At 69.9% G+C, this 20451-nt stretch carries 20 protein-coding genes and 3 pseudogenes; 12 read left to right on the top strand and 11 right to left on the bottom strand.

Annotated features, from left to right (window positions below; all coding sequences use genetic code 11):
- Window positions 1-400 precede the first annotated feature (400 nt).
- Window positions 401-1432 carry an alcohol dehydrogenase catalytic domain-containing protein gene (locus tag ACFY0I_RS21690; protein WP_388898153.1) on the top strand — a complete coding sequence of 344 codons (1032 nt, stop codon included), beginning with the start codon at window positions 401-403 and terminating at the stop codon, window positions 1430-1432.
- Between the two features lie 269 nt (window positions 1433-1701).
- On the opposite strand, the pseudogene ACFY0I_RS21685 reads toward ACFY0I_RS21690, so the two are convergent.
- The 3 genes and pseudogenes from ACFY0I_RS21685 to ACFY0I_RS21675 all read right to left on the bottom strand — a co-directional run.
- A pseudogene (locus ACFY0I_RS21685) lies at window positions 1702-1938 on the bottom strand (transposase); the annotation flags it as partial.
- Between the two features lie 161 nt (window positions 1939-2099).
- The gene (locus ACFY0I_RS21680; RefSeq protein ID WP_388898151.1) at window positions 2100-3233 is read right to left on the bottom strand and encodes an FAD-dependent oxidoreductase; all 1134 of its coding nucleotides are present in this window, start codon (window positions 3231-3233) and stop codon (window positions 2100-2102) included.
- Between the two features lie 309 nt (window positions 3234-3542).
- Window positions 3543-3758, bottom strand: a pseudogene (locus tag ACFY0I_RS21675) (MFS transporter); the annotation flags it as partial.
- A gap of 148 nt (window positions 3759-3906) precedes the next feature.
- On the opposite strand from ACFY0I_RS21675, the gene ACFY0I_RS21670 reads away from it, so the two are divergent.
- Window positions 3907-4512, top strand: a complete 606-nt coding sequence (locus ACFY0I_RS21670) for a TetR/AcrR family transcriptional regulator (protein WP_388898148.1) — start codon at window positions 3907-3909, stop codon at window positions 4510-4512.
- A gap of 415 nt (window positions 4513-4927) precedes the next feature.
- On the opposite strand, the gene ACFY0I_RS21665 is transcribed toward ACFY0I_RS21670, so the two are convergent.
- Together ACFY0I_RS21665 and ACFY0I_RS21660 are read right to left on the bottom strand one after the other, a co-directional pair.
- Window positions 4928-5617 (bottom strand): hypothetical protein, encoded by a 690-nt coding sequence (locus tag ACFY0I_RS21665; protein ID WP_388898146.1) that lies wholly within the window; start codon window positions 5615-5617, stop codon window positions 4928-4930.
- A 179-nt stretch (window positions 5618-5796) separates the two neighbouring features.
- Window positions 5797-6165, bottom strand: a complete 369-nt coding sequence (locus tag ACFY0I_RS21660; protein WP_388898143.1) for an ester cyclase — start codon at window positions 6163-6165, stop codon at window positions 5797-5799.
- Window positions 6166-6259: 94 nt separating this feature from the next.
- Here ACFY0I_RS21660 and ACFY0I_RS21655 point away from each other — a divergent pair, with 94 nt between their 5' ends.
- On the top strand, window positions 6260-6853 hold the full coding sequence (locus ACFY0I_RS21655) for a TetR/AcrR family transcriptional regulator (protein ID WP_388898141.1): 594 nt from the start codon (window positions 6260-6262) through the stop codon (window positions 6851-6853).
- Between the two features lies 1 nt (window position 6854).
- On the opposite strand, the gene ACFY0I_RS21650 is transcribed toward ACFY0I_RS21655, so the two are convergent.
- Window positions 6855-7046: a hypothetical protein gene (locus tag ACFY0I_RS21650; RefSeq protein WP_388898138.1), complete on the bottom strand. Its 192-nt coding sequence runs from the start codon at window positions 7044-7046 to the stop codon at window positions 6855-6857.
- A gap of 451 nt (window positions 7047-7497) precedes the next feature.
- Between ACFY0I_RS21650 and ACFY0I_RS21645 the strand changes: the two genes are divergently transcribed.
- Window positions 7498-7704 (top strand): hypothetical protein, encoded by a 207-nt coding sequence (locus ACFY0I_RS21645; protein ID WP_388898135.1) that lies wholly within the window; start codon window positions 7498-7500, stop codon window positions 7702-7704.
- Between the two features lie 538 nt (window positions 7705-8242).
- Here the strand turns inward: ACFY0I_RS21645 and ACFY0I_RS21640 are convergent.
- The gene (locus ACFY0I_RS21640) at window positions 8243-8677 is read right to left on the bottom strand and encodes a DUF6892 domain-containing protein (RefSeq protein WP_388898132.1); all 435 of its coding nucleotides are present in this window, start codon (window positions 8675-8677) and stop codon (window positions 8243-8245) included.
- A gap of 292 nt (window positions 8678-8969) precedes the next feature.
- Here ACFY0I_RS21640 and ACFY0I_RS21635 point away from each other — a divergent pair.
- The 3 genes and pseudogenes from ACFY0I_RS21635 to ACFY0I_RS21625 all read left to right on the top strand — a co-directional run.
- Window positions 8970-9070, top strand: a pseudogene (locus ACFY0I_RS21635) (MerR family transcriptional regulator); the annotation flags it as partial.
- 476 nt (window positions 9071-9546) lie between these two features.
- Window positions 9547-9936 (top strand): hypothetical protein, encoded by a 390-nt coding sequence (locus ACFY0I_RS21630; protein ID WP_388898129.1) that lies wholly within the window; start codon window positions 9547-9549, stop codon window positions 9934-9936.
- Window positions 9937-10298: 362 nt separating this feature from the next.
- Window positions 10299-10490, top strand: coding sequence for a hypothetical protein (locus tag ACFY0I_RS21625; RefSeq protein WP_388898126.1), 192 nt, complete (start codon window positions 10299-10301; stop codon window positions 10488-10490).
- Between the two features lie 67 nt (window positions 10491-10557).
- On the opposite strand, the gene ACFY0I_RS21620 is transcribed toward ACFY0I_RS21625, so the two are convergent.
- Window positions 10558-10707 (bottom strand): hypothetical protein, encoded by a 150-nt coding sequence (locus ACFY0I_RS21620; protein ID WP_388898124.1) that lies wholly within the window; start codon window positions 10705-10707, stop codon window positions 10558-10560.
- Window positions 10708-11040: 333 nt separating this feature from the next.
- On the opposite strand from ACFY0I_RS21620, the gene ACFY0I_RS21615 reads away from it, so the two are divergent.
- From ACFY0I_RS21615 to ACFY0I_RS21605, 3 genes are all read left to right on the top strand, one after another.
- Window positions 11041-11727, top strand: a complete 687-nt coding sequence (locus tag ACFY0I_RS21615; protein WP_388898121.1) for an HAD-IA family hydrolase — start codon at window positions 11041-11043, stop codon at window positions 11725-11727.
- A 594-nt stretch (window positions 11728-12321) separates the two neighbouring features.
- Window positions 12322-13833: a purine-cytosine permease family protein gene (locus tag ACFY0I_RS21610; RefSeq protein ID WP_388898118.1), complete on the top strand. Its 1512-nt coding sequence runs from the start codon at window positions 12322-12324 to the stop codon at window positions 13831-13833.
- Window positions 13830-14705, top strand: a complete 876-nt coding sequence (locus ACFY0I_RS21605; RefSeq protein ID WP_388898115.1) for a nitrilase-related carbon-nitrogen hydrolase — start codon at window positions 13830-13832, stop codon at window positions 14703-14705. The genes ACFY0I_RS21610 and ACFY0I_RS21605 overlap by 4 nt, the downstream gene beginning before the upstream one ends.
- Window positions 14706-15661: 956 nt before the next feature.
- On the opposite strand, the gene ACFY0I_RS21600 is transcribed toward ACFY0I_RS21605, so the two are convergent.
- Window positions 15662-16930, bottom strand: a complete 1269-nt coding sequence (locus ACFY0I_RS21600; RefSeq protein WP_388898112.1) for a YhgE/Pip domain-containing protein — start codon at window positions 16928-16930, stop codon at window positions 15662-15664.
- A 165-nt stretch (window positions 16931-17095) separates the two neighbouring features.
- On the opposite strand from ACFY0I_RS21600, the gene ACFY0I_RS21595 reads away from it, so the two are divergent.
- Window positions 17096-17344: an alpha/beta fold hydrolase gene (locus ACFY0I_RS21595; RefSeq protein ID WP_388898109.1), complete on the top strand. Its 249-nt coding sequence runs from the start codon at window positions 17096-17098 to the stop codon at window positions 17342-17344.
- A gap of 22 nt (window positions 17345-17366) precedes the next feature.
- Here the strand turns inward: ACFY0I_RS21595 and ACFY0I_RS21590 are convergent, their stop codons facing one another.
- Complete coding sequence (locus ACFY0I_RS21590) at window positions 17367-18254, bottom strand: SDR family oxidoreductase (RefSeq protein ID WP_388898106.1); 888 nt, start codon at window positions 18252-18254, stop codon at window positions 17367-17369.
- A 402-nt stretch (window positions 18255-18656) separates the two neighbouring features.
- Window positions 18657-19307, bottom strand: coding sequence for a TetR/AcrR family transcriptional regulator (locus tag ACFY0I_RS21585; protein ID WP_388898103.1), 651 nt, complete (start codon window positions 19305-19307; stop codon window positions 18657-18659).
- A gap of 129 nt (window positions 19308-19436) precedes the next feature.
- On the opposite strand from ACFY0I_RS21585, the gene ACFY0I_RS21580 reads away from it, so the two are divergent.
- Complete coding sequence (locus ACFY0I_RS21580; RefSeq protein WP_388898100.1) at window positions 19437-20366, top strand: zinc-binding dehydrogenase; 930 nt, start codon at window positions 19437-19439, stop codon at window positions 20364-20366.
- Window positions 20367-20451 lie beyond the last annotated feature (85 nt).

Below are 20451 nucleotides of genomic sequence, written 5' to 3'. Positions count from 1 at the left end.
TGCGGATAGGCATGGTGAAAGGTGTCGAAGTCCACGGGGTCGCTCTCTGCCGACGGTGATCCACTCCGTCGGAACGTACTGGCCGCCGGCCCTCGGCCCTCTCCTGCGGCAGGATCTGCGCATCCTCGAACCGGGGGAGGAATCCCAGGTCGGAAGCGGTCGGCTCACTCCGATGGCAGAGAGGAGCCCCTGCTCGACATGCGGGATACCGTCCGCCCATCGGGTGAACCAGTGATCCAGCAGCAGGACATTTCCGCAGCTCAAGAGCGGGAGAAACGTCAATTCAGCTACCAAGCGGTTGATATCAGGCGGTGTCGCCCCTGTGGCCGTGTGACGATCTTGGGCCGGAGCCCTTCGAATCCTCGGCGGGCGGCGGGCGGCGGTTTGGTGGAGGTCGACGATGGCCAGCGGTGCGATGTCGGCAGCGGTGCTGCGGGCCCTGGGCAAGCCCATCGAAATCGAAACCAGGACCCGGCCCGTGCCGGGCCCCGGCCAGGTCCTCATGCGGGTCAGGGCGGCCGGCCTGTGCCACACCGATCTCCACCTGGCCGACGGCTCCGCCGTGACCCCGCCGCTGCCCATCGTGCTGGGACACGAGATCGCCGGCGAGATCGCCGAGGTCGGACCCGGTGTCGAGGCGGCTGCCGGTGAACGGGTCCTCGCCCACTACTACGAAGGCTGCGGTCACTGCACGTGGTGCGCGGCCGGCTCGGAGAACCTCTGCCCGACACCCGCGGCCAAGGTCGGGTTCGACTCCGACGGCGGACTCCGCGAGTACCACCTGGCCCGCGCCCGCTCCCTCGTACCGATCGCGGACACGGTCTCCTTCGCCGAAGCAGCCGTCCTCGGCTGCTCGGGAACGACCGCCGTACGCGTCGTCCGGTCCGTCGCCCGTACCGCCTCCGGTGAGACCCTCACGGTCATCGGTGCGGGCGGGGTCGGCCTTGCCGTCGTCCAGGTGGCCGTCGCCGACGGAGCGCGCGTCATCGCCGTCGATCCCCACGCCCCGAGCAGGGAACAGGCCCGACGCTACGGGGCACACGCCGTCATCGACCCGCTGGCGGGTGATCCGGTCGCAGCCGTCCACGCGGCGACGGCGGGCGAGGGCTGCGACGTGGTGGTCGACACGGTCGGCAACAGGCACACCCCCGGCCAGGCCGTACGCATGACCGGGACCCGTGGCCGCGTCGTCCTCGTCGGCTACACCGGAAAGCCCTCCACCCTCGACGTCCTCGATGTGGTCGTACGGGAGACGGAGATCCGCGGCTCCGTCGGTGCCACCCTCGCCGACGCCCAGACCGTCATGAGGATGGCCGAAGAGGGCCTCATCCGCGGGTACGTGGAAGCCGAATACCGTCTGGAGCAGGTCAACGAGGCCCTGGCCCGGCTCGCCGCCGGCAACGTCACGGGACGCCTGGTCGTCACTTTCTGAGTGAGAAGCGGTCGGTCAGTCGGTGGGCGAGGTCGGTGACGTTCCGCGGCTTGCGGGTCAGAGCGGCACGACGGGTGCCGCGAGTGCCGCCCAGCGGCTACGCCGACGTCGAGGAGCGGCCGAGGGCGTAGCCGATGGATTCGTGGACGCCGTAGGTGCCGGACGCGCGGCCGCGTTCGGTGGCGGGTGCCGGCGGTGGCGGGGGCGCCGGCCGGCTGGGGTGCGGAGTAGCCCGTGCCGAGGTCCGTAGCGGACGCGGAGCCGCTTGAGCTGGTGCCCACCGTCTCGGCGGGGACATCGCGCCACGCGACATCGGTTCGCAGCACGTACGTAACACCCCCGAGGGCCGCCCGGTCCGGAACACGCAGTCGGCCCGGGTGGCGGCGGCGCCGTTCGGGAGCGGGCGGCAGCAGAGCAGCAACCCGCTCCCACACGTCATCCGGAACAAGATCAGTGCGCACCCCGGACGCCCTGCCGACCAAGATCGTCGAGCACAAGACCCCCACTCAACTCGTTCTGAAACGATCAGTAAATCCGTGGAGGAGGGTCTGGCATCGGCCTTGTGCTGGGAGTCGGCACTGCACAGGCTGCTGTTCGTCCTCGGCGGCTTCTGCCACCGAAACGGTGGACAGTGAAGGGGACCCGGCATCGGCTGACGCTGCAGTGGTCAGTGGGTGTCGTCGGTGGCGAAGTCGGGCAGTTCGGTGGAGAGGAGTTCTTCGGCGCCGTGTTCGAGGAGCTGCTGTGTGTGGGTGGAGCGGGGGAGCATGGTCTTCTCGTAGGTGTGGATGGCGTCGTCGATGGTGTTGCTGTTCACGATGGCGAGGGCGAGTTCGCCGGCGTCGAGCATGGCGAGATTGACGCCGACGCCGAGCGGGGGCATGAGGTGGGCGGCGTCACCGAGCAGGGTGACGGTGGGGTTGTGGTCCCAGGTGTGCGGGACGGGCAGGGCGTAGATGGGGCGGTGGACGTACAGGCCGTCGTTGGTCGTGAGCAGCCGGCGCAGGCGGGGTGACCAGTCGCGGTAGCGCTCCAGGAGGAGTGCGCGGATGCCGTCGGTGTCCTGGATGGTCAGGCCGGCGTCGGTGATCCAGTCGGCGGTGACACGCTGGATGATGTAGACGCGGACGTGGTCGCCGCTGTTGCGCTGGGCGAACAGGCCGCGCCGACCGTCGGCCGCGGCGGCGCCGCCCTGGCCGACGAGTTCGGCGATGTCGGGGTGCTGGCTTTCGACGTCGTGGAACCAGGCTTCGAGGAAGCTGATGCCGCTGTACTGAGGCGGGGCGTCGGAGATGGCACGCCGGACCTTGGACCAGGCGCCGTCGGCGCCGATGACGAGGTCGGCTTCGATGGTGGTGCCGTCGGCGAAGTGCAGCTGCCGGGGGCCTTCGGCGGGGCCGTCGACGGACTCGAGGGTGTGGCCCCAGCGTACGGTGCCGGGCTGAAGGGAGTTGAGGAGGAGGTCGCGGAGGTCGCCGCGGTCGATCTCCGGCTTGAAGCGTTCACCTTCATCGGGGATGTGGTGGAAGAGGATCTTCCCGGTCGGGTCCATCTGGCGCATCTCCTGCCCCTCGGGGCGGGAGAGCCGGAAGAACTCGTCGAGGAGTCCGGCGTCGCGCAGGGCGACCTGGCCGTTGTCCTCGTGCAGGTCGAGGGTGCCGCCCTGGTTGCGGGCTTCGGGGCCGGTTTCGCCGTCGTAGACGGTGACGGGTACGCCGTGGCGCTGGAGGATGCGGGCGCAGGTCAGGCCGCCGGGGCCGGCGCCGATGATCGCGATGCGGGGGGTGGGGGTGGTGGTCATAGTGGTGCTCCGTTCGGGTTCGTACAGAAATGCTGTGCGGGGTGGGTCAGTCGGCCGTGGCGGCCGGAGTGGTCTTGCTGCCGTCGGGGGCGGGCGCAGGCGGGCCCGCCTTCTTCAGTGGTACGTCGATGACGAACAGTGCGGCGATGAAGGCGAGGGCGCACAGGACGGCGGCGGTGGTGAAGAGGTGGCTGGTGCCCTGGGCGACGGCGTGCAGGTAGGCGTCCTTGGCTCCGGCGGGGAGTTTCTGCAGGGCGTTCGCGTCGGTGTCGGTACCGCCGGTGCCCTGGATGGCGCGTGTGAACGGCGAGTCACGGCGGTGGCGAGCGTGTAGGCGGTGACGACCCAGGAGATGTGCTCCGGGCCGCCCAGATCGCTGACGATCGTGGGCAGCGCGGTACTGACGACCATGTTGTCGAGCATCGACAGGAGCAGGGCGACCATGACGCCGAGCAGGACCCAACGCACGTTGTTCGGCACCGCAGTGGCCGCTGCCGTACTGGAGGAGGAGAGGGACGCAGGCATGGCTGATCACTCCTTTCGGGCAGAGCAAGCGAAGAAGAAGGGGAGCCGGGCAGTGCCTCGCGACCTGACTTCAGAAGAGCACATCAGTCCACTAAGTGCAACGGTTGTACTTTTGGAGTTGTGCAACTTAGGGGGGTAGTCTCTGGGTATGACCGAGACCGAGACTGGCCCCGCGCCGATGGGGCGTCGTGAGCGCAAGAAGGCCGCCACCCGCCAGGCCATCGCCGATGCCGCCCTGCGCCTGTTCTTGGAGCGCGGATACGACGACGTAGGCATCCGCGAGATCGCCGACGCCGCAGACGTGTCCACCACCACGCTGTTCAAGCATTTCCCGGTCAAGGAGGCCCTCGTCTTCGACGAGGACGCCGATCAGGAGGCCCGGCTGCTCGCCGCCGTACGCGAACGCCCACAGAGTCAGTCGATCCCCGCCGCCTTGTGCGAACACGCGCTGCGCTATCGCATCGCCGCAGCCGACAGCGACGCCCGCTTCACCGCCTTCGCCGACCTGGTGAACAACGCCCCGGCTCTACGGGACTACCTCCAGAGCATGTGGCTGCGTCACACCTCCGCCCTGGCCCAGGCCATCGCGGAGGACCGCGGCCTGCCCGAAGCCGACCCCGCGTGCACCGCCCTGGCCCACTTCGCCCTCGAAGCCCCCCGCGCCGCCCGCGGCCACGAGGACCCCCGTCAGGCCATCACCCGCGCCTTCGACCTCCTCGAAAGCGGCTGGCACACCCTCGCCTCTGGCCGATGAGCCACACCCCGCGCCCCACCGGGTAGCACAAGGCATCAGCGGTTCATGAGGACGCCGCGAGGCGGGGCGGACGGGCGTGGTACCGGGGCGCGCGAGCCGCGGATGCGGTGGCAAGTGGCCGTATGAACGCCACCTTCCGCTTCGTCCTCACCGGGGCCACGGCCCTCGGCGCGGCCTTGGCCCGTGCCGTCGCTTCCTACAGGTCTCCCGGCGCGGCCCTCTGGTCGGGCAGAGCCCTGCACTGCCTGACCTCCGTCCCGATCCCTGGTCTCCACGCTGCGGGGCGCCGCGAGCTCGCGCCCGTGGGGGCCGCCGTGGGCGCCCTGCGCGGATCCCGCCGGGGGAGGCGCCGTACCGCTTCGTGACGTGGCGCGGGCCCTCGGTAGGGGCAGGGTGGCGGCCTCCGGCCCGACCTTCACGCGCCACCGGCCCGACCTCCGCAAGTTGATCGGCTTCCGGTCCCGGAACCCGTCCGGGACCGGGCGGTCAACCGCCGGGCGAGGGGCGGCTGCCCCGCGTCGGGCGGAGTCAAAGTGTCGCCGTGCAGGGCGTCGCACCATTTTCTCGCGGGTGGTCGCGTGCCCCGCTCGCCTGCTGCCTCCGCGAAGGGCCTTCGCACGGTCGCCGCGTACCGGTCGTCCAGACAGCCCGCCACGGGCTCCAGCGGCTGCCCGGGGACGACGTACGGATCCTGGCTGACGATCCGTCCGATGGCGAGGGCCGTCTTGTAGGCGTCGCTGTCGATGTCGGCGCCGTGGGTGTGCGGCGTCCGGGGATCGGTCCAGTCGGGGGTCTCGGCGCGCGGCTGGGTGGCCGGGCCGCCCGCGAAGCCGAAGCCGTCGCAGTCCAGGAAGTGGACGCCCGGCTCGGGACCGAGGGTCCACAGCACGTTGGCATGAGAGATGTCGTCCAGAACGATCCCCGAGGTGTGGAACCAATGGACGGCCCGCGCGAAGGACAAGGCCAGCGTGCGCCGTTCCCCGGGCGTGGGCTGCGGAGCAGTACGGAATCCCGCCCCGGGCGGCCGCAGGAGGTAACCGAACTCGAGCAGCCTGGTGGTCCCCGCAGGAGTCCGCCACGACATGCGGGACGGGGCGCTGCGCATCAGGAGTCCGACACTGTGTCCCCGGTGCGTCACCCGGCACAACGGCCAGGCCGCGACCGAGTCGAGGTACGAGCGGCCCGATGGTGTCAGTCCCTGCCGGAAGGCGGGCAGGGCGGGTGGGGGACCAAGGTGGTTGAACGCGCGGACCGAGATGTCGGGGGCGGATGTGACGTGGTCGGTCAGAAGGGTTCGGCGACGACCCAGTGCTCCACCAGTTGCCCGGCGACGACGCGCACCATGTCCATCCCCGTCACCTCGAACCGCAGGCCCGTCGGGGGACGGCCGAAGAAGTCCCCGGTGTGGGTGCCGGTGATCCGGTAGTGGTTCGCCACCCATTCGCCGTCCTCGACACTGCGCACCGTGGCGATGTCGAAGTCGGGTACGCCCGCAAGGATGCTCTCCCACTTGTCGCGCCACCGCGTGCGGTCGCTCTCGGTTCCCTGGTCGAGGGACAGGGGCGCGATGTACTGCAGGGCGGTGTCGAAATCGCCGCGGGCGCGCAGGGCGTTGATGGCGTGAACCACCTCGGTCGGGCCAGGAGTTGACATGCGTAGTCCTGCCTTCCAGTAAACGGGGAGTGTCCCCGGTTGTCTGTCCGTGCCACAATACGAGGACAGTCCCCGGATAAGCAACGGGAGTGAGATGACAGGCCGACCCCCTCGCCAGGACGCCCAGCGCAACCGTGCGCGGCTGCTCGACGCCGCGTCCCAGGTCTTCCACGAAGCCGGTGCCGACGCCTCCCTCGACCTGATCGCGGAACGTGCCGGCGTCGCGAACGCGACGTTGTACCGGCACTTTCCGACCCGCCGGCTGCTGGTGAGCGCCGTCTATGCCCGAACCATCGACGCGCTCTGCGCCGAGTCCCTGACACGGGCCGAGGAGGGCGGCGCCGATGCCCTGTTCGTCTGGTTCGGCGCCGTCGTGGAACACATGCTGGCCAGCCGGGGCCTGCGTGACACCTTCATCGCCGCCTACGCACTCGCGCCCGACGAGTCGACCGCGGAGGTGGACGAGTGGCACGAGCGCATCAGTGTGGCCGCCGAGCCGCTCTTCATCCGCGCGCAGCAGCAGGACTTGGTCGACCCGGCACTGTCCTGGCCCGAGGTCCTCGCCCTCGTGACCGCCGTGGCCGGCGCCGCCGGGGAGGACCGCGGGGCCGCGCAGCGCATGCTCGCGGTCATCACCGCCGGCCTCCGCCCACCGCTGCAACTCGTCCCTGCGGTCGGGCGTTCCTGAGTCAGGGGCGGCCGTGGAGCCTGCTTTCCAGGGCGGTGCGGATGATCTGCCCAGTGGTGACGGCCTGGCCGGCGAGGTGGGCGCGTTCGTCCAGGGCTTCGGCGGTCATGGCCCGTCGACCGGCAGAGCCCCAGCCCCACTGGTCGGCCCAGGCTTCGAGGGCCTGGACGTGCGGCAGGCTCGTCCAGCACACACCGCGGGCCAGCGGGCCGGCCGGTCAGCGGGACCGCGAGCAGGTCGGGCAGGGCGACGCGCAGCCGGCCGGTGAGTCCGGCCCCGCCGTACGGACCGATACCGCCAAGGACTTGTCCGGCCCGTACGGTCACCGGTTGATCCGGTGACGGCCGTCCGCGTGAAGCCGGTCCCGCTCGGCCTGCATCCGTGTGAGGGGCTCCCTTCGGGCAGTGCCGCTTAGGTCGAGCAGCCCGACGTATCGCTCGGCGCCGGCCTGCCGCCGGGTCTCGGCGCCCCGGTGTGCGCCGACGAGTGCACCGACCCGGTCACGCCCGGCCTTTCGGCCCCAAACCCGTACGGCCCCGGATCTGTGCATCTCGGCCGGAGAAATGGCCGGTTCCGCACACCACACTCCGTCAGATCCGCTACCGGCGGTAGCTTGCCGAAGGGGGCCGGCGAAGGGCAGGTTCATGGACCACAACAGCGTTCAGCCAACACCGATCGATCTCCCCGACCACGACTGGCGGCCCCCCGCCCCCTCTTCCGGATGCGAGATCTGCACCGAAGCGGGCGAGCAACGCCGACTGGCCCGTACGTCCGGTGACCTCTCGGCCGTCACCGACCACAACATCACCCTCCGCAGCCACCCCCACATCCGCGCCAACACTCCACACTGACCCGGACCCCCACGACAGGCGAAGAACCAAGCCGCGCCGGATCCTGTGCCGGGGTTTTCGCTGTTCTTGGCCTGGGGCTGGGCGGTGCTGGGATCATCGGCGGGGTAAGCGCTCTTCTTGAAGCCCTGTGACGTATCGCCGGTGTCGGCACTCGGGAGCAGAACGGTGGAACCGACGACGCGCGCCCGCCCTTTGGCGGACTTGTTTCCGCTGAAGATTGCTCGGGTGCGGTTGGTGCCGGGCCGGCGCGGCCACTGGTGGAGTGCGGACGCTGCGCGCTGAGGGCGAGTCCCTGACAATGACTTGGCATGACCGTGCCTGCCCGCATCACGTGTCCGATCCGATCCCGGCCGACGACAGCTGACAGAGCAGCGCTGCCAGCAGCTGTCCGACCAAGCCGTTCCGCCCCACTGGTCGCGTCCTGGAAGCGGTGGCTCGCACGCGGGCCGCCCTCTCCACTACCGAGAGCGCCCGCGCCGCCGGTCTGTCCCTCACGTCGCCCCGGCCGGGGCGACGCGCGACGGACGGGCGCCAGCGCTCAGTCGGTGTCGATGCCGCGCGCGGCGAAGACCTCCGCCGCGTCAGGGACGGCAAGGACACCGTCTTCCACGAAAGTGACCTTCCGTAGGCTGGGCAGCAGGGCGAGGTCGTCGAGCGAGCGGACGTCGAACAGATCGTCCTCGCCGTCCCAGGCGGGGGCGCAGTGCCGGAAGGCTTCCGCCCCGGCGTCGAAGGACAGTTCGACGACGCGGGCGAGCAGCTCGTCCGGGATCTCCAGGGCCTCGAAGTGACCCAGGGACTCCGGCAGTACCTCCGCGTGGAGGCCGTTGTCCAGAGCGTAGGACGCGGGGTCGCCGATTCCTCGCTCAGCCAGCCGCGCGGGCAGGTCGTAGAGCGGGAGGAGCGGCTCGGGGCCGTACATGAGCTCCTCGATGACGAGCAGCTTGAGGTTGAAGTCGTGGAACTGGCTCATGGCACATCAGTACCACGAAGGTACGACACTGGTCCGGAGCGCCCGGCCCCTGGCCGAACCCGACCCTGCTCAGGTCGCCGTGGCGGTCGGTCCGCGGCCTGCGGAAGCGCATTCGTCGGACGTCACTGTCCTGGACCGCTCTGCCACACCTCTGTCGGACGGAGGCGGCCGACTGTGTAGGTGAGACCGGCGGCCTCGCGGTCACGCTGTGATGAGCCCCGAGGCCGGAGGAAGTGACCGACAGTCGCCGGCCCACCTCGGCCAGGGCGTATGCCAGGAGTTCCCCTGCGCGATCGGCGAGGCCCGCCTGATCACCCCGCTTCGCTCGCCGGGCGGTCACCGGCGTTACTCCACTACCAGCTGCGGATCGCGGCCCGCGCCCGCGAGCTGGTCGCCTCCTCGGCGGTCCGCCCGCACCGTGGTCCTCGCCGGCGGCTACGGCCTGATCCACCTCACCGGCTCGGGTCTGGAGCCCCAGCCGGTCGAACAGTGCCGCAAGCAGGAGGAAGGACGCGGGCGCGCCGCGGTCTCCGACACCGCTCATCACTCCCGTCGTGGGGTGGCCCTTCGGCATACCCCGGGAAGCTGCGCCGCTGCCGGCGTGCCGGACTCTGGCCGCCTGCGATCCGTCCGTACAAGGCGAATTCATCCACCCCGAACCCTTCGGCAGCATCTGACGCCGACGCGGCAGCGAAAAGGAATCCAGCCTGGCTCGGTGATCCAAACGACCCGGCCTGGCCCCATCGCCCGGTGCGCCAGCGCCTCCACCTGGACAGTCGTCGTCGCAGGCCTGGCTCCCGCCTCGGATACCGTGTTCCTTTACGGGGTGCCATAACGGATGTGACGCCCCCACCGGAGGTAGTCAGCGTATGAGCTCAAAGCGCAGCAAGAATCCAGCCCTGCCCGTACTTGACGACGCATATCGGCTCGCGTCGGTCAAGGACGCCGAAGAGTCCGCCCGTGACTTGGCCGCGCGGCTGGCCACCACCGAGCTGCGCCGCGTTTCCCACCCGGGCCGGGTCACCTGGGAGCCCGTCGATCAGGCCGAGCCCGTACCGGTCCCGCCGACTGTGGTCGACGGTGACGGGGACCTGTGGCTGCGGGACCGGGGCACTGGCACCTGGACCATGCCCGAGTTCAACCCGAAGGAGTTCCCTGCCCGCTGTGGCGAGGTTCTGACATGGAACCAGCTCGCCCGCGAGTTCGGCCCGCTGACCGCACTGGCCGACGACCGCCGTATCGGCGGCGGCCGGCGCTGATCGCGCAGCCTTCTGGGATGACCGCGCCCCTTGAAGCGCCCGTTACGGGTAGCTGGGAGCTCCGGCTCACCGCCGCGCTCGACGATGGCGGCGAGCCCCAGCCGGGCTCGGACAGAGCGATGCGGGCGACATGTGGCTGGCGCCGGCGCGCGCCTTCACGCCGCGCACCGCGACCCGGTCGGCCGCCTCGTGCCGTTCGAGCGACCGGAGGCGCTGCTCTCCCTCACCCAGCCGGACGACCTCCTCTTCACCGCACGGGTGGAGCTGTCCGGGAAGGAGACGATGGGCCACCTCCACGAACTCATGAGCACGGTCACCCACGCGTCACCACGGAACTGGGCTACGCCGGGCCTGGGGTCGCATTGGAGGTCCTGGTCGGCAAGCGCCACGAACTCGCCCTGCACCCGGCCCACGTCGATGGCCTCACCAGGCTCCTGCGCGACGCCGCCGGCGCCATCGCGGCCCGCAGCACGCCCAGGGGCGGTCGGTGTTTCCACTGCGACGGCACCGGCCGTGCCCGCCCGCTGTGGGAGCCGGCCGCCGGGCAAGCCTGAGCGCCTGGGCAAGCCCAAGGCGACCTTGGGCAAGCCACCCGCAAGGCGGCTTGCCCAAGGGGCCGGGTTACGACATCTCGGCGGCGACGGCCTCCAGGACGACGAGCTGCTCCGGGTCGACCGGGACGTCGGGCTGGCGTAGCGAGCGGAGCGTGGTGCCGTCGGCGCACAGCCTGCACAACCCGGCCAGGACGGAGCGGAACGCGGGCCGAACCACTTCGTTGGCTGCCTGCCTTCACCACGCGGCGCGCGCGGCTTGTGCAGCTTGTGTCGTCCCATGCTCCGCCTCGCAGACGTGATCCGCGCACGGTCCGATGGGTCCGCTGAACCCACACCCGCTGCCCGGCTGCTCAGGTATGCCACAGGTCCGGCCTTCACCCGTCCAGCGCACCTGGGCACCCCCCCGGCCGGGAGGTGTGAGAGGTCGAGGTAGTTGTCGCCAGGCGCACCGCACGATCTGCGCGTTCGCCCCTCGGGGGTCGCGCCACTGACACCAGTCAAGGCTTGTCCCGCAAACTGCATGCTCAGGGCCCGATGGCATGATCGAGGCGTGATCAGTGAACGCGGCCGTCCCGGTGCGAAGCGGTATGTCCTGTTTGATGTCGATGGCACGTTGATGGATGCCGTGGACAATCAGCGCCTGGTCTGGCGCACGTGGGCAGAGCGGTACGGACTCGACCCTGATGAGGTCTACCGAGTGGCGCTGCGGACGAGGCCGACGGAGACGTTCGCGCGGGTTGCCCCGGACCGGGACCCTCAGGAGTGCTTGGCCGCGCTGCACGAGCTGGAGGACGAGGACGTCCGAGCCGGCTCATATGAGGCCTTCGACGGTGCCTCGGAACTATTGAACGCCTTGGAGCCCGGGGGTTGGGCCCTCGTGACCTCGAACTACGAGCACCGGGTACGTGGACGCTTCGCACGGACGGGCTTGCCGGTCCCGAAGGTCGTCGTGGACGCAGCCGCCGTGGCGGACGGCAAGCCGTCGCCGGCGCCGTATCTGCAGGCGGCCGCGCAACTCGGTGCCGAACCGGAAGACTGCCTGGTCATCGAGGATGCCCCCTCCGGAGTGCAGTCCGGGCTGCGCGCCGGGATGACGGTGTGGGGCGTCAACACCCCCGCGGCAGTCGATGGCGTGCATCGTCACTTCGGCAGTCTGCGGGAGGCAGCCCCAGAGATCCTCGCCTTCGCGTCCGGGGCCCATCCTGACCGGCTGGAGGGCACAGCCGCAGTGGAATGATCTTGCTGTGGCTGGTGTGATCACGGCGTCGGAGCCGTCCTGGATAGTCCCGTGCACCGGGCTGAGCCCGCGCTGCTTCGGCGCCGCCTCTCCCCGGATGGGTGGCCGCCGGCCCGCGGCCGGGCCGCCGGTAGCCCCGCGGGTCCCAGATCTCGCCCTCGTGGCCCTGGTGGCCGCCTCGTGGCGGCTCCACAAGCCCCGGGCATGCATCTCCGCTTCCCACGTCTCCGCAGTGATCGCAGATCCGGGCGGATCGATCCACTATCCACTGGAGGCTGCGCTTCCCCCGGGTGAAATGTGTGCTGCGCTGGAGGAACTCATGTCGTCCACGGGCTCGCGCCCCGGCGTGATCGGCCCCGGACGGCGGAGTTCGGACACGTCGGCCGTCTCGACCGGCCGGTCCGGCCGGTCCGGCGCGGCGACCACCGAAAGACGAAGCTCGGGTAGCGCGACCAGGTCGGCGAGGTGGAGAGAAACGGACACAGCGTCCATCAGTCCGGAGGGGAAACGCACCGGTATCCATCGTTGTGAGCCCCGAGGCGGCATAGGTTGCTGCTGACCACCCCGCCTCCGCGACCACCTCAGGAGGGCCCCATGGAGAACAGACCTCACCCCCCGTCGCCGGTCGGCGACAGATCGGGCGCCAACGCCTCCGGCGGTCTGATCGAAACACGCTCCATCGACTACGTCCCCGCCCGCGAGCGGCACGGCAAGGTCTGGCACCAAGGACCGTTCTGGTTCACCGGCAATTTCGTGCTGACCACGATGGTCACCGGCTTCATCGGTCCCTCGCTCGGACTGGGCCTGGGCCTGTCGGTACTGGCGGTCGTACTGGGCGCCTGCTTCGGCACCTTCTTCATGGCCTTCCACGCCAACCAGGGCCCGCGCATGGGTCTGCCGCAGATGATCCAGTCGCGCGCCCAGTTCGGCATCCGCGGCGCGATCGTCCCGTTCGCAGCCGTCGTCTTCGTCTACATCGGCTTCAACGTCTTCAACGTGATCCTGGCAACCCAGGGCCTGCAGACGATCCTGCCCGGCGGTACCACCCTTTGGTACGCGCTCCTGATCGGCCTCGCGATCGTCCTGGCCGTGGTCGGCCACGACCTGCTGCACGCCGTGCAGCGGTGGCTCACCTACCTGCTGATCCTCGTTTTCGGCGTGCTGACAGTCGGTGCCATCGTCCAACTCGACCCGCAGGCCGCGGCCGCGAGCGGCTCCGGTGGCGGGTTCACCGCCTTCCTGGTCGTCTTCTCGGCCGCGTCCGGTTACCAGATCAGCTACGCCGTCTACGTCTCCGACTACTCGCGCTACCTGCCCAAGGACGTCCCGGCCAAGAAGGTCATCTGGTGGACCTACCTCGGCGCGGCCGGCTCGGCCGTCTGGCTCATGTCGCTGGGCTCCCTGCTGGCCTCCGCGCTGCCGAACCCGGACGCGATCACCGGCTTGCGCCAGGTCGGAAACGACATCCTGCCCGGCTTCGGCACCTTCGCCGTCGTCGTCTCCTCGCTCGCCCTGATCTCGATCATGGCTGTCAACGCCTACGGCGCGATGCTGACCTCCACCAGCGCCGTGGACGCCTTCCGCAAGGTCCGCCCGACGGTGAAGTCCCGGATCGCCGGCATCGTCGTGATCGAGCTGATCGTCTTCGTGGTCGCGCTGCTCCTGCCCGCCGACTACCTGGCGAACTTCAACAACTTCGTGCTGCTGATGCTCTACTTCCTGATCCCGTGGACGGCGGTCAACCTGGTGGACTTCTACTTCGTCCGCCGCGGCCGCTACGCGATCACCGCGATCTTCGACCCGCGCGGCATCTACGGCCTCTGGTCCTGGCAGGGCCTGACCGCCTACACCGTCGGCTTCGCAGCGATGGTGCCGTTCTTCGTCACCTCGTTCTGGACCGGCCCGGTCGCGAACGCGCTGGGCGGCGCCGACATCTCCTTCGCGGTCGGCCTGCTCGTCGCCGGCGCCCTGTACTACGCGCTCACCCGCGGCCTCGACCTGGATGCCGAGGCGCAGGCGATCGCCGCCAGCGAGCGCGAACTGGAGGGAGCGGACGCGGAAGGTCCCGATTCCCACAAGGGCTCCTCCCCTGAGGGCCCGAGGTGACCTTCCCGAACGCCGACACCGCTCGCGTCGCCTGCGCGCAGCTCACGCTGCGCGTCGGCGACCAGGACGGCAATCGCGCCGCCGCCCGCGAGGCCATCGAGCGGGCCGCGGCCGCCGGGGCCGACGTCGTGGTCCTGCCCGAACTCACCAACAGCGGCTACGTCTTCCGCGACGCGGTGGAGGCGGCGTCGCTGGCCGAGCCCTTGGACGGCCCGACCGTCGCCGACTGGACGACGCTCGCCCGGCGCCACCGGATGATCGTCGTCGGCGGGCACTGCGAGCTCGACGAGGACGGCCTGATCCGCGACTCGGCCGTCCTCGTCGACCCGACCGGACTGCGAGCGGTCCACCGCAAGGCCCATCTCTTCGGCACCGAGCATGAGTTCTTCGTCCCCGGCGCCGAACTGCCACCCGTGGTCGACACCTCCGTCGGCCGGATCGGCCTGCTGGTCTGCTACGACCAGGAGTTCCCGGAGTACGTGCGCACGCTCGCACTGCGCGGCGCGGACCTGCTGTGCGTGCCGGTCAACTGGCCGTTGTTCCCCAGGCCCGAGGGCGAGCGGCCGTCCGAGGTGATCCGGGTGCAGGCCAACGCGGCGATCAACCGGATGTTCGTCGCCGCCTGCGACCGCGCCGGAACCGAACGGGACGTGCTTTGGACCGGCGCTTCCGTGATCGTCGACCTGGACGGCTTCCCCGTCGCCGGTCCCGCGACCGAGACGGGCCAGGATCTGCTCATCGCCGACTGCGCGCTGGCCGGCGCCCGGGACAAACGCGTGGGCGAGCACAACGATGTGCTCGGCGACCGCCGCCCCGAGCTCTACCGAAGCATCATCAGTTCCGTGCCTCTCCCGACGGAAGAGGCACGATGAGCTGCCTCACCCTCCGGGTACCCGGTCAGCACGACACTCGCCCCCTCGACGGTGTCGCCGCCCCGGTCGGTAGCGTCCATTCGGGCGGCGCCGAGCCGACCGAACACTCCCAGGGGCGCTCCTGGCAGAAGGCGCTTGAGTCGACTCCACACGGGCCCGTCGAGCCAGTACGGGCATCATCGAACCGGCATTCGTCAGACGTGCTGAGGAGTGGCTAGGGGGGTCCGCGGTGCGGTGGTCTCTCGGCCACCGCACCCATCCCTGCCCGCCACCGCCACTGCTGCCCAGGCCGGCGGCCGGGATGACGGCCTGCGGGGACGTGCCACTGCGTTGCTGTCGCGAGGGTCGTCCGCCGTTTCGTCCGTTCGGAGGACGGGATGAACAAGGAGGGTCGGTGAGATGGAGGGGTCCGATTCCTCTCCTTCCGTTCGCCCTCAGGAGGTCCCCATGCCTACTGCCACTTCTCCCACCGGTCTTCGTGAGTCGGAACCCGCCTTCCTGGAACTGCTTCGGATTCCGGTGATTTCCAGCAGGTATTCACAGGAACAGGAACTCTGTGTCGCCGCTTGCGGTGCCTTCTGCTTTCAGGGCGGGAGCGAGCGGCGGTCGCCGAGGGCCCGAGCCCGAGCCGAGACGCCGGCCCTTGGTTGACCGGCCTACGGCCCTCAGCGCTCAGGGTGGCTCACCGGCCTTGCGGCCTCGCGTTCCTCCGCTCGGACGGCGTAGGAACGCAAGGCCGCACGGTCATCCGGAACGCGTCCGACTTCCCACTGAGGCGTCGTCCGCACCGGCCCCGACCGTCGCCCGGCTCGCGCCGCTGCTGCGCGGGTGTCCGAGAGCGCTCTGCGGCTACCTCGCGTACGCCGCCGGGCCGCACGGTCACCCGGCCCCCGGCCACGCGGCCCCCGGCCACCCGGGTACGCCCCTCTTGGGGGAGGGGCGCGCCGCCGGCGACGTCAGGCGGGCTGTGGGGTGAGGCGCTTGAGTCCCTTGCGGTCGTAGTAGGCGGTCATGGCGAACCCGAAGAGCAGGGCCAAGGCGGTGCCGATCGCGATCATGATCCAGGAGCGGGTGAGGCCGGCGTCACCGCGGGCGTCGAAGTAGAGGATCGCGCGCACGCCGTCGCTGAGCTGGCGCATCGGTTCGAAGTGCGACAGGAACCGGTAGAAGGCCGGCACCGCCTGCAGCGGCACGGTGGCACCCGAAGACGGCAGGCCCAGCACGATGAACACGAACATGGACACCAGTTGGCCGATCCCGCCGAACGCGGCGTTGATGGCCTGTACGCCCAGGCCGACGGCGAGGGCCGCACAGTAGGAGTAGATCCACAGCAGCGGCAGGTGGGACGCGTCCATCCCGAGGACGACGACGCAGGCCAGCATCACCAGAGCGGTGCTGACCAGGGTGATGCCCGCGGTCATCACCATCTTGAGGAGCAGCGTCTGGGTCCGGTTGACCGGCACGGTCGGGCGGCGCGTGTGCCAGGGGCCGATCTCGTTGTCGGCGTAGCCGAGGGCGGTGTCGACGCCGTTGCTGATCACGTTGCCGCCCATGAACCCGGCCAGCACCAGCAGCAGGGTGTAGTAGAAGGCCGTCAGGCCGAGGCCGCTGTGGGTGCCGATGGGGTGGCCGACCTGGGTGACGACCTCGACCGGATCGGCGAGCAGCAGTTTCGTCGTGGGGTTCGCCCGGTCGCCCGCGGCAGCGGTCAGCTGCCGGCCGATGTTCTGGGAGGCGCTGTGGGCCGCCCGGGTGGTGATCTGGCCGGCCAGGGAGGAACCGAGGCTTCCCTTGCCGGGGTTGGTGAGCACGGTGATGATCGGCCGTCCCGTTGCCCCGGGCGTGGTGAGCGCGGTGACGGAGTCCGTGAAACCGGACGGGATCACCAGCGCGCCGTAGATCTTGCCGGAGTCGAGCTGGTCCTGCGCCTGCGCACGGGTCACCGTGCGCCAGTCGGCCTTGCCGCCCGCGGTATCGGCGGCGATGGCGGCCGTGACCTGCGCGCCGAGGTTCTGCTGCTGTCCGGCCGGCGGTTTGCCGATGTCGTCGTTGACGAGGGCGATGGGCAGGTCGCGGAGGTCCGCGTTGGGATTCACGATGCCGCCCATGTAGAGCAGGGACAGCAGCAGGGCGAGCAGGCCGGTCAGGATCGTGGGGATCAGCCACAGCTGCGGACGGCGCAACAGGGCAGCGGCAGTGGCTTCGGGGGCGGCGGGCTCGGACATGGCTCTCCGTGACGTTCCGGCGGGCGGGATCGGACATCAGGATGGGCCCCGCACCGGCGAAGGCCGCTGTACGCCTCGCACACCTCCCCCCGTTGCACGCATACGACCCGGCACGGATGTTCCTCATCGGGACTCTTCGTCCCGGTTCCCCGGCCCCTTTCGCCCTTGGTCGGCGAACCCAGCCGTTCGATCCTCCACCTGGACCTGCGCGACGTCACCTTGGTCGGGCATTCGATGGGCACGCTCCAGGTGGTCCGGTACCTGACCCTCCGCGATGCCGGCCGGGTGGCGCGGGTCGCCCTCGTCGGCAGTCCGCCGGCACCTGGGCCAGTACCGCGGCCAGGTCGCGGCATTCCAGGAGCTCCCTCACCACGAACAGCCGGCCATGAAACATCGGGAGGAAGCGACCGCTGAGAGTGCTTGCCCCTGCCATCGCTCAAATGAACTCGGAGGCGTGACCGTGCGCCCATTGGCGGAAGGTGCGAGCTGGAGTTCCCGTTATCCGGTCGAGTGTGAGGTAGGCATCGGCCTCAGGAGCCCTCGTGTCATGCGATTCATCTGTGATGCCTTTGATGCCGTCGTAGCTTTCGAACCCGAACAGGAAGTCTGCGCTCGCGGCCGCGAAGCCCCCTTGGGCTCGGTAGAAGTCGCGGGCTTGTTCGGCGGTGACCTCATCGAGCGTGATCTGTTCTCCGATCGCTTCCGCGATCACTGCAACCTGTTCGCGTTTGGTGAGACTTTCCGGTCCGATGATCGTGTCGATCCGTCCGCGGCGGTGTGGTTCGAGCAGGTCGGCCAGGACGACGTCGGCGACGTCGGCCTCATGGACGGGATGCCCGATCTGATCAGGAAAGGGCTCCACAACTCGGCGATCCACCTTGATCGCTGGGCCCCATATGAGGAGTGAGTTTGTCGCGAACTCACCGGGACGCACGATGCTCCAATCCAGTCCCGAGTCCATGACGGCCTGCTCGACGACGGCGTTGTACGTCCTGTCGTAGCCGGCCGTGACGGCGGCGGAGGAAACCACGACCACGTGCTCGACGCCCGCCTCTTTTGCGCGAGAGACGACCGCCTCAACGGTCTCAGGGACCGCGATCAGGACGAGTTGCGCTGCACCGTCGAATGCGCGCACCAGCGTGGACGGGTCGTCCAGGTCGCCGAAGACCACGTCCGCACCATCCGGGAGTGAGGCACGTTGTGGGTGTCGCGTAATGCCGCGCACCACGTGACCGGCATCAACCAGCCCTGCGACGACCGGGTGGCCGATGGTCCCAGTGGCCCCGGTGACAACAATGGGAGGGAGCTTCTTTAAGTGAGACATAGTTTCTCACTGTAAGACGTCGACGTGTAGCGATGCATCCGAGAATCGGCCGCAGCCCGGACATGCAGAGCCGGTCGCGCGGCGTCTCGCCGTCACCTCGACCGTCCCGAACGCGGCCGTAGCCGCTTTGACATCCACCCCGTCGATACCGGCAGATACCAGTTAGTCCCACGATTCGGGCACGAGCAGTGCTCCGGCACACCGGATCGGCGATTGCGAAGGGCTGATCGAGGTGATCCGGTGGTTCGGCGCGGCCGTGCGTGCGGCGGGGTCGCGGCCGGCTAGCTCCGCGTGTGACGTGCGGGTGAGGGCCTCGCTCGCATCGCCCCGACCATCAGCAGCCGAGCACGCCGCAGGGACCGGCTTACGCGTCGAGCCACGGGAGCCGGTGGTGCGGCACGGTCAAGGGGCCTTTCGGGGCTCTGCGGTCAGCGTGAGGCTGCCGGGCACCGCGTCGAAGGCTTCGCGCAGGTTGGCCGCGAGGCCGGTTCGGGTGGGAGTGCCCGGGCGCGACGTCCAGGTGTCCAGCGCGCAGTGGAACGCGGCGATCAGTACATCGAGGGCGAGTCGCGGGCGTAGATCCCCTGGGCCGTCGAGGTCGAGTCTGCGGTGCAGGACGGTGAGCGCGGCGCGGCCGGTTCGGTCGCAGAAATGGAGGCCGTGGGCGCCGATCGAAGGGGCCTTCTCGGTCAGCCGTCGGCTGAGCAGCACCCGTTGGGCCCAGCCGTCGGCCGTCATCCGATCCAGGGCGGCGAGCAGCGCGTCCTGCAGCATCCCCAGAAGGGTACGGCCCGCTGGTTCGCAGGTTTCGAGCTCGTCGAGGAAGGCCGCCCACAGATCCTGGGTCGGCGCACTGGCGACGTCTTCCTTGCTGGTGAAGTTGCGGAAGAAGGTGCGCTTGGAGACGTCCACGGCGTCGCACAGCTCGTCGAGCGTCGTGCCGTCGAAGCCGCGCTCGGTGAACATCTCCAGGGCTGTGTCGATCAGGGCCTGCCGAGTGCGGAGCTTCTTGCGCTCGCGCAGCGGCAGCCGTTCGTTCGCGGCTTCGGACATGGCGGCAGTGTACTCGGAACAGCTACTGGAAAGCGATCGCCACTTGACGGCTTGTGCCACTGAGTGGCAGAAATGGACTGGCGCCTCGCTTCGAAGCGCCATGCCATCCCTGCCGAAAGGTGCACCCTCATGCGCGCTCTGCTGGTCGACCGCTCCGCTCCCGCCGGACTGCGGCTCGGCCGAAGTCCCGACCCTGAACCTGCTCCTCACCAAGCCCTGATCCGAGTGGCGGCGACGTCCTTCAACTACGGCGAGATCAGGCACGTCCTGGAGCACGCACCCGACGGTGCGGTCCTTGGCTGGGACGCGGCAGGCGTGGTGGAGCAGGCCGCCGCCGATGGCTCGGGGCCGGCCGTAGGCACCCCCGTGACCACCCTGGGCCACGACGGCGCCTGGGCTGAATTCCGCGCTGTGGACACCGGCTTGATCGGTACTGCCCCCGCGGGCGCCGACCCGGGCGCGATCAGCACGATCCCGGTGGCGGGTGCCAGCGCCCTGCGCGCCCTGCACCGCATCGGCCCGCTGCTCGGCAGGCGGATCCTCGTCACCGGGGCCACCGGTGGCGTCGGACGGTACGCCGTCCAACTGGCCCGGCTCGGCGGTGCGCACGTCGTCGCCGTCACCGGAAACCCTGAGGCACACGGCGACGGCCTGCGTGCCCTTGGCGCCCACGAAGTGATCGCGGGGCCGGGAGCGGTCGGTGCGCCGGTGGACGGCGTCGTGGATCTGGTGGGTGGCCGCCAGCTCGTCGATGCTTACCAGGCGCTGGCCGAGAAGGGCACTTTGGTCGCCGTGGGCCATGCGACGGACGAGAGCGAGCACTTTCCGTTCGGAGCCTTCTTCGGCGACCAGGGACGCCACGACCGCTCGATCACCACCTTCTTCCTGCTCGCCTGCACCGGCCTCGGCCCCGACCTGACCTGGCTCTCCACCCTTGTCTCCACGGGCGCACTCGATCCGCAGATCTCCTGGCGTGGCAGCTGGGACAAGGCCGCCGAAGCGGCCGAGGCCCTCCTCGGCCGCCGACTCCACGGCAAGGCGGTGCTCGAACTCGACTGACGCCCTGGAACGGCCGGCGCGCCGCCGGCCAACCGCCGACAACGTCGTAAGCCGGTGATCGGGAGCTCCTCGTCTTCCCGGGGCG

The organism is Streptomyces sp. NPDC001568 (genome assembly GCF_042893755.1).
In the GTDB taxonomy this organism is placed as follows: domain Bacteria; phylum Actinomycetota; class Actinomycetes; order Streptomycetales; family Streptomycetaceae; genus Streptomyces.
This window is presented reverse-complemented; position numbering and strand designations above follow the sequence as displayed.

What these genes read in the sequence shown, in the direction of transcription:
- ACFY0I_RS21670 (WP_388898148.1), top strand. Translation starts at nt 3,907, where the DNA reads ATGACCGAGACCGAGACTGGCCCCGCGCCGATGGGGCGTCGTGAGCGC.
- ACFY0I_RS21665 (WP_388898146.1), bottom strand. Translation starts at nt 5,617, where the DNA reads ATGCGCAGCGCCCCGTCCCGCATGTCGTGGCGGACTCCTGCGGGGACC.
- ACFY0I_RS21680 (WP_388898151.1), bottom strand. Translation starts at nt 3,233, where the DNA reads ATGACCACCACCCCCACCCCCCGCATCGCGATCATCGGCGCCGGCCCC.
- ACFY0I_RS21585 (WP_388898103.1), bottom strand. Translation starts at nt 19,307, where the DNA reads ATGTCCGAAGCCGCGAACGAACGGCTGCCGCTGCGCGAGCGCAAGAAG.
- ACFY0I_RS21690 (WP_388898153.1), top strand. Translation starts at nt 401, where the DNA reads ATGGCCAGCGGTGCGATGTCGGCAGCGGTGCTGCGGGCCCTGGGCAAG.
- ACFY0I_RS21600 (WP_388898112.1), bottom strand. Translation starts at nt 16,930, where the DNA reads ATGTCCGAGCCCGCCGCCCCCGAAGCCACTGCCGCTGCCCTGTTGCGC.
- ACFY0I_RS21580 (WP_388898100.1), top strand. Translation starts at nt 19,437, where the DNA reads ATGCGCGCTCTGCTGGTCGACCGCTCCGCTCCCGCCGGACTGCGGCTC.
- ACFY0I_RS21640 (WP_388898132.1), bottom strand. Translation starts at nt 8,677, where the DNA reads ATGAGCCAGTTCCACGACTTCAACCTCAAGCTGCTCGTCATCGAGGAG.
- ACFY0I_RS21590 (WP_388898106.1), bottom strand. Translation starts at nt 18,254, where the DNA reads ATGTCTCACTTAAAGAAGCTCCCTCCCATTGTTGTCACCGGGGCCACT.
- ACFY0I_RS21645 (WP_388898135.1), top strand. Translation starts at nt 7,498, where the DNA reads ATGGACCACAACAGCGTTCAGCCAACACCGATCGATCTCCCCGACCAC.
- ACFY0I_RS21655 (WP_388898141.1), top strand. Translation starts at nt 6,260, where the DNA reads ATGACAGGCCGACCCCCTCGCCAGGACGCCCAGCGCAACCGTGCGCGG.
- ACFY0I_RS21610 (WP_388898118.1), top strand. Translation starts at nt 12,322, where the DNA reads ATGGAGAACAGACCTCACCCCCCGTCGCCGGTCGGCGACAGATCGGGC.
- ACFY0I_RS21630 (WP_388898129.1), top strand. Translation starts at nt 9,547, where the DNA reads ATGAGCTCAAAGCGCAGCAAGAATCCAGCCCTGCCCGTACTTGACGAC.
- ACFY0I_RS21660 (WP_388898143.1), bottom strand. Translation starts at nt 6,165, where the DNA reads ATGTCAACTCCTGGCCCGACCGAGGTGGTTCACGCCATCAACGCCCTG.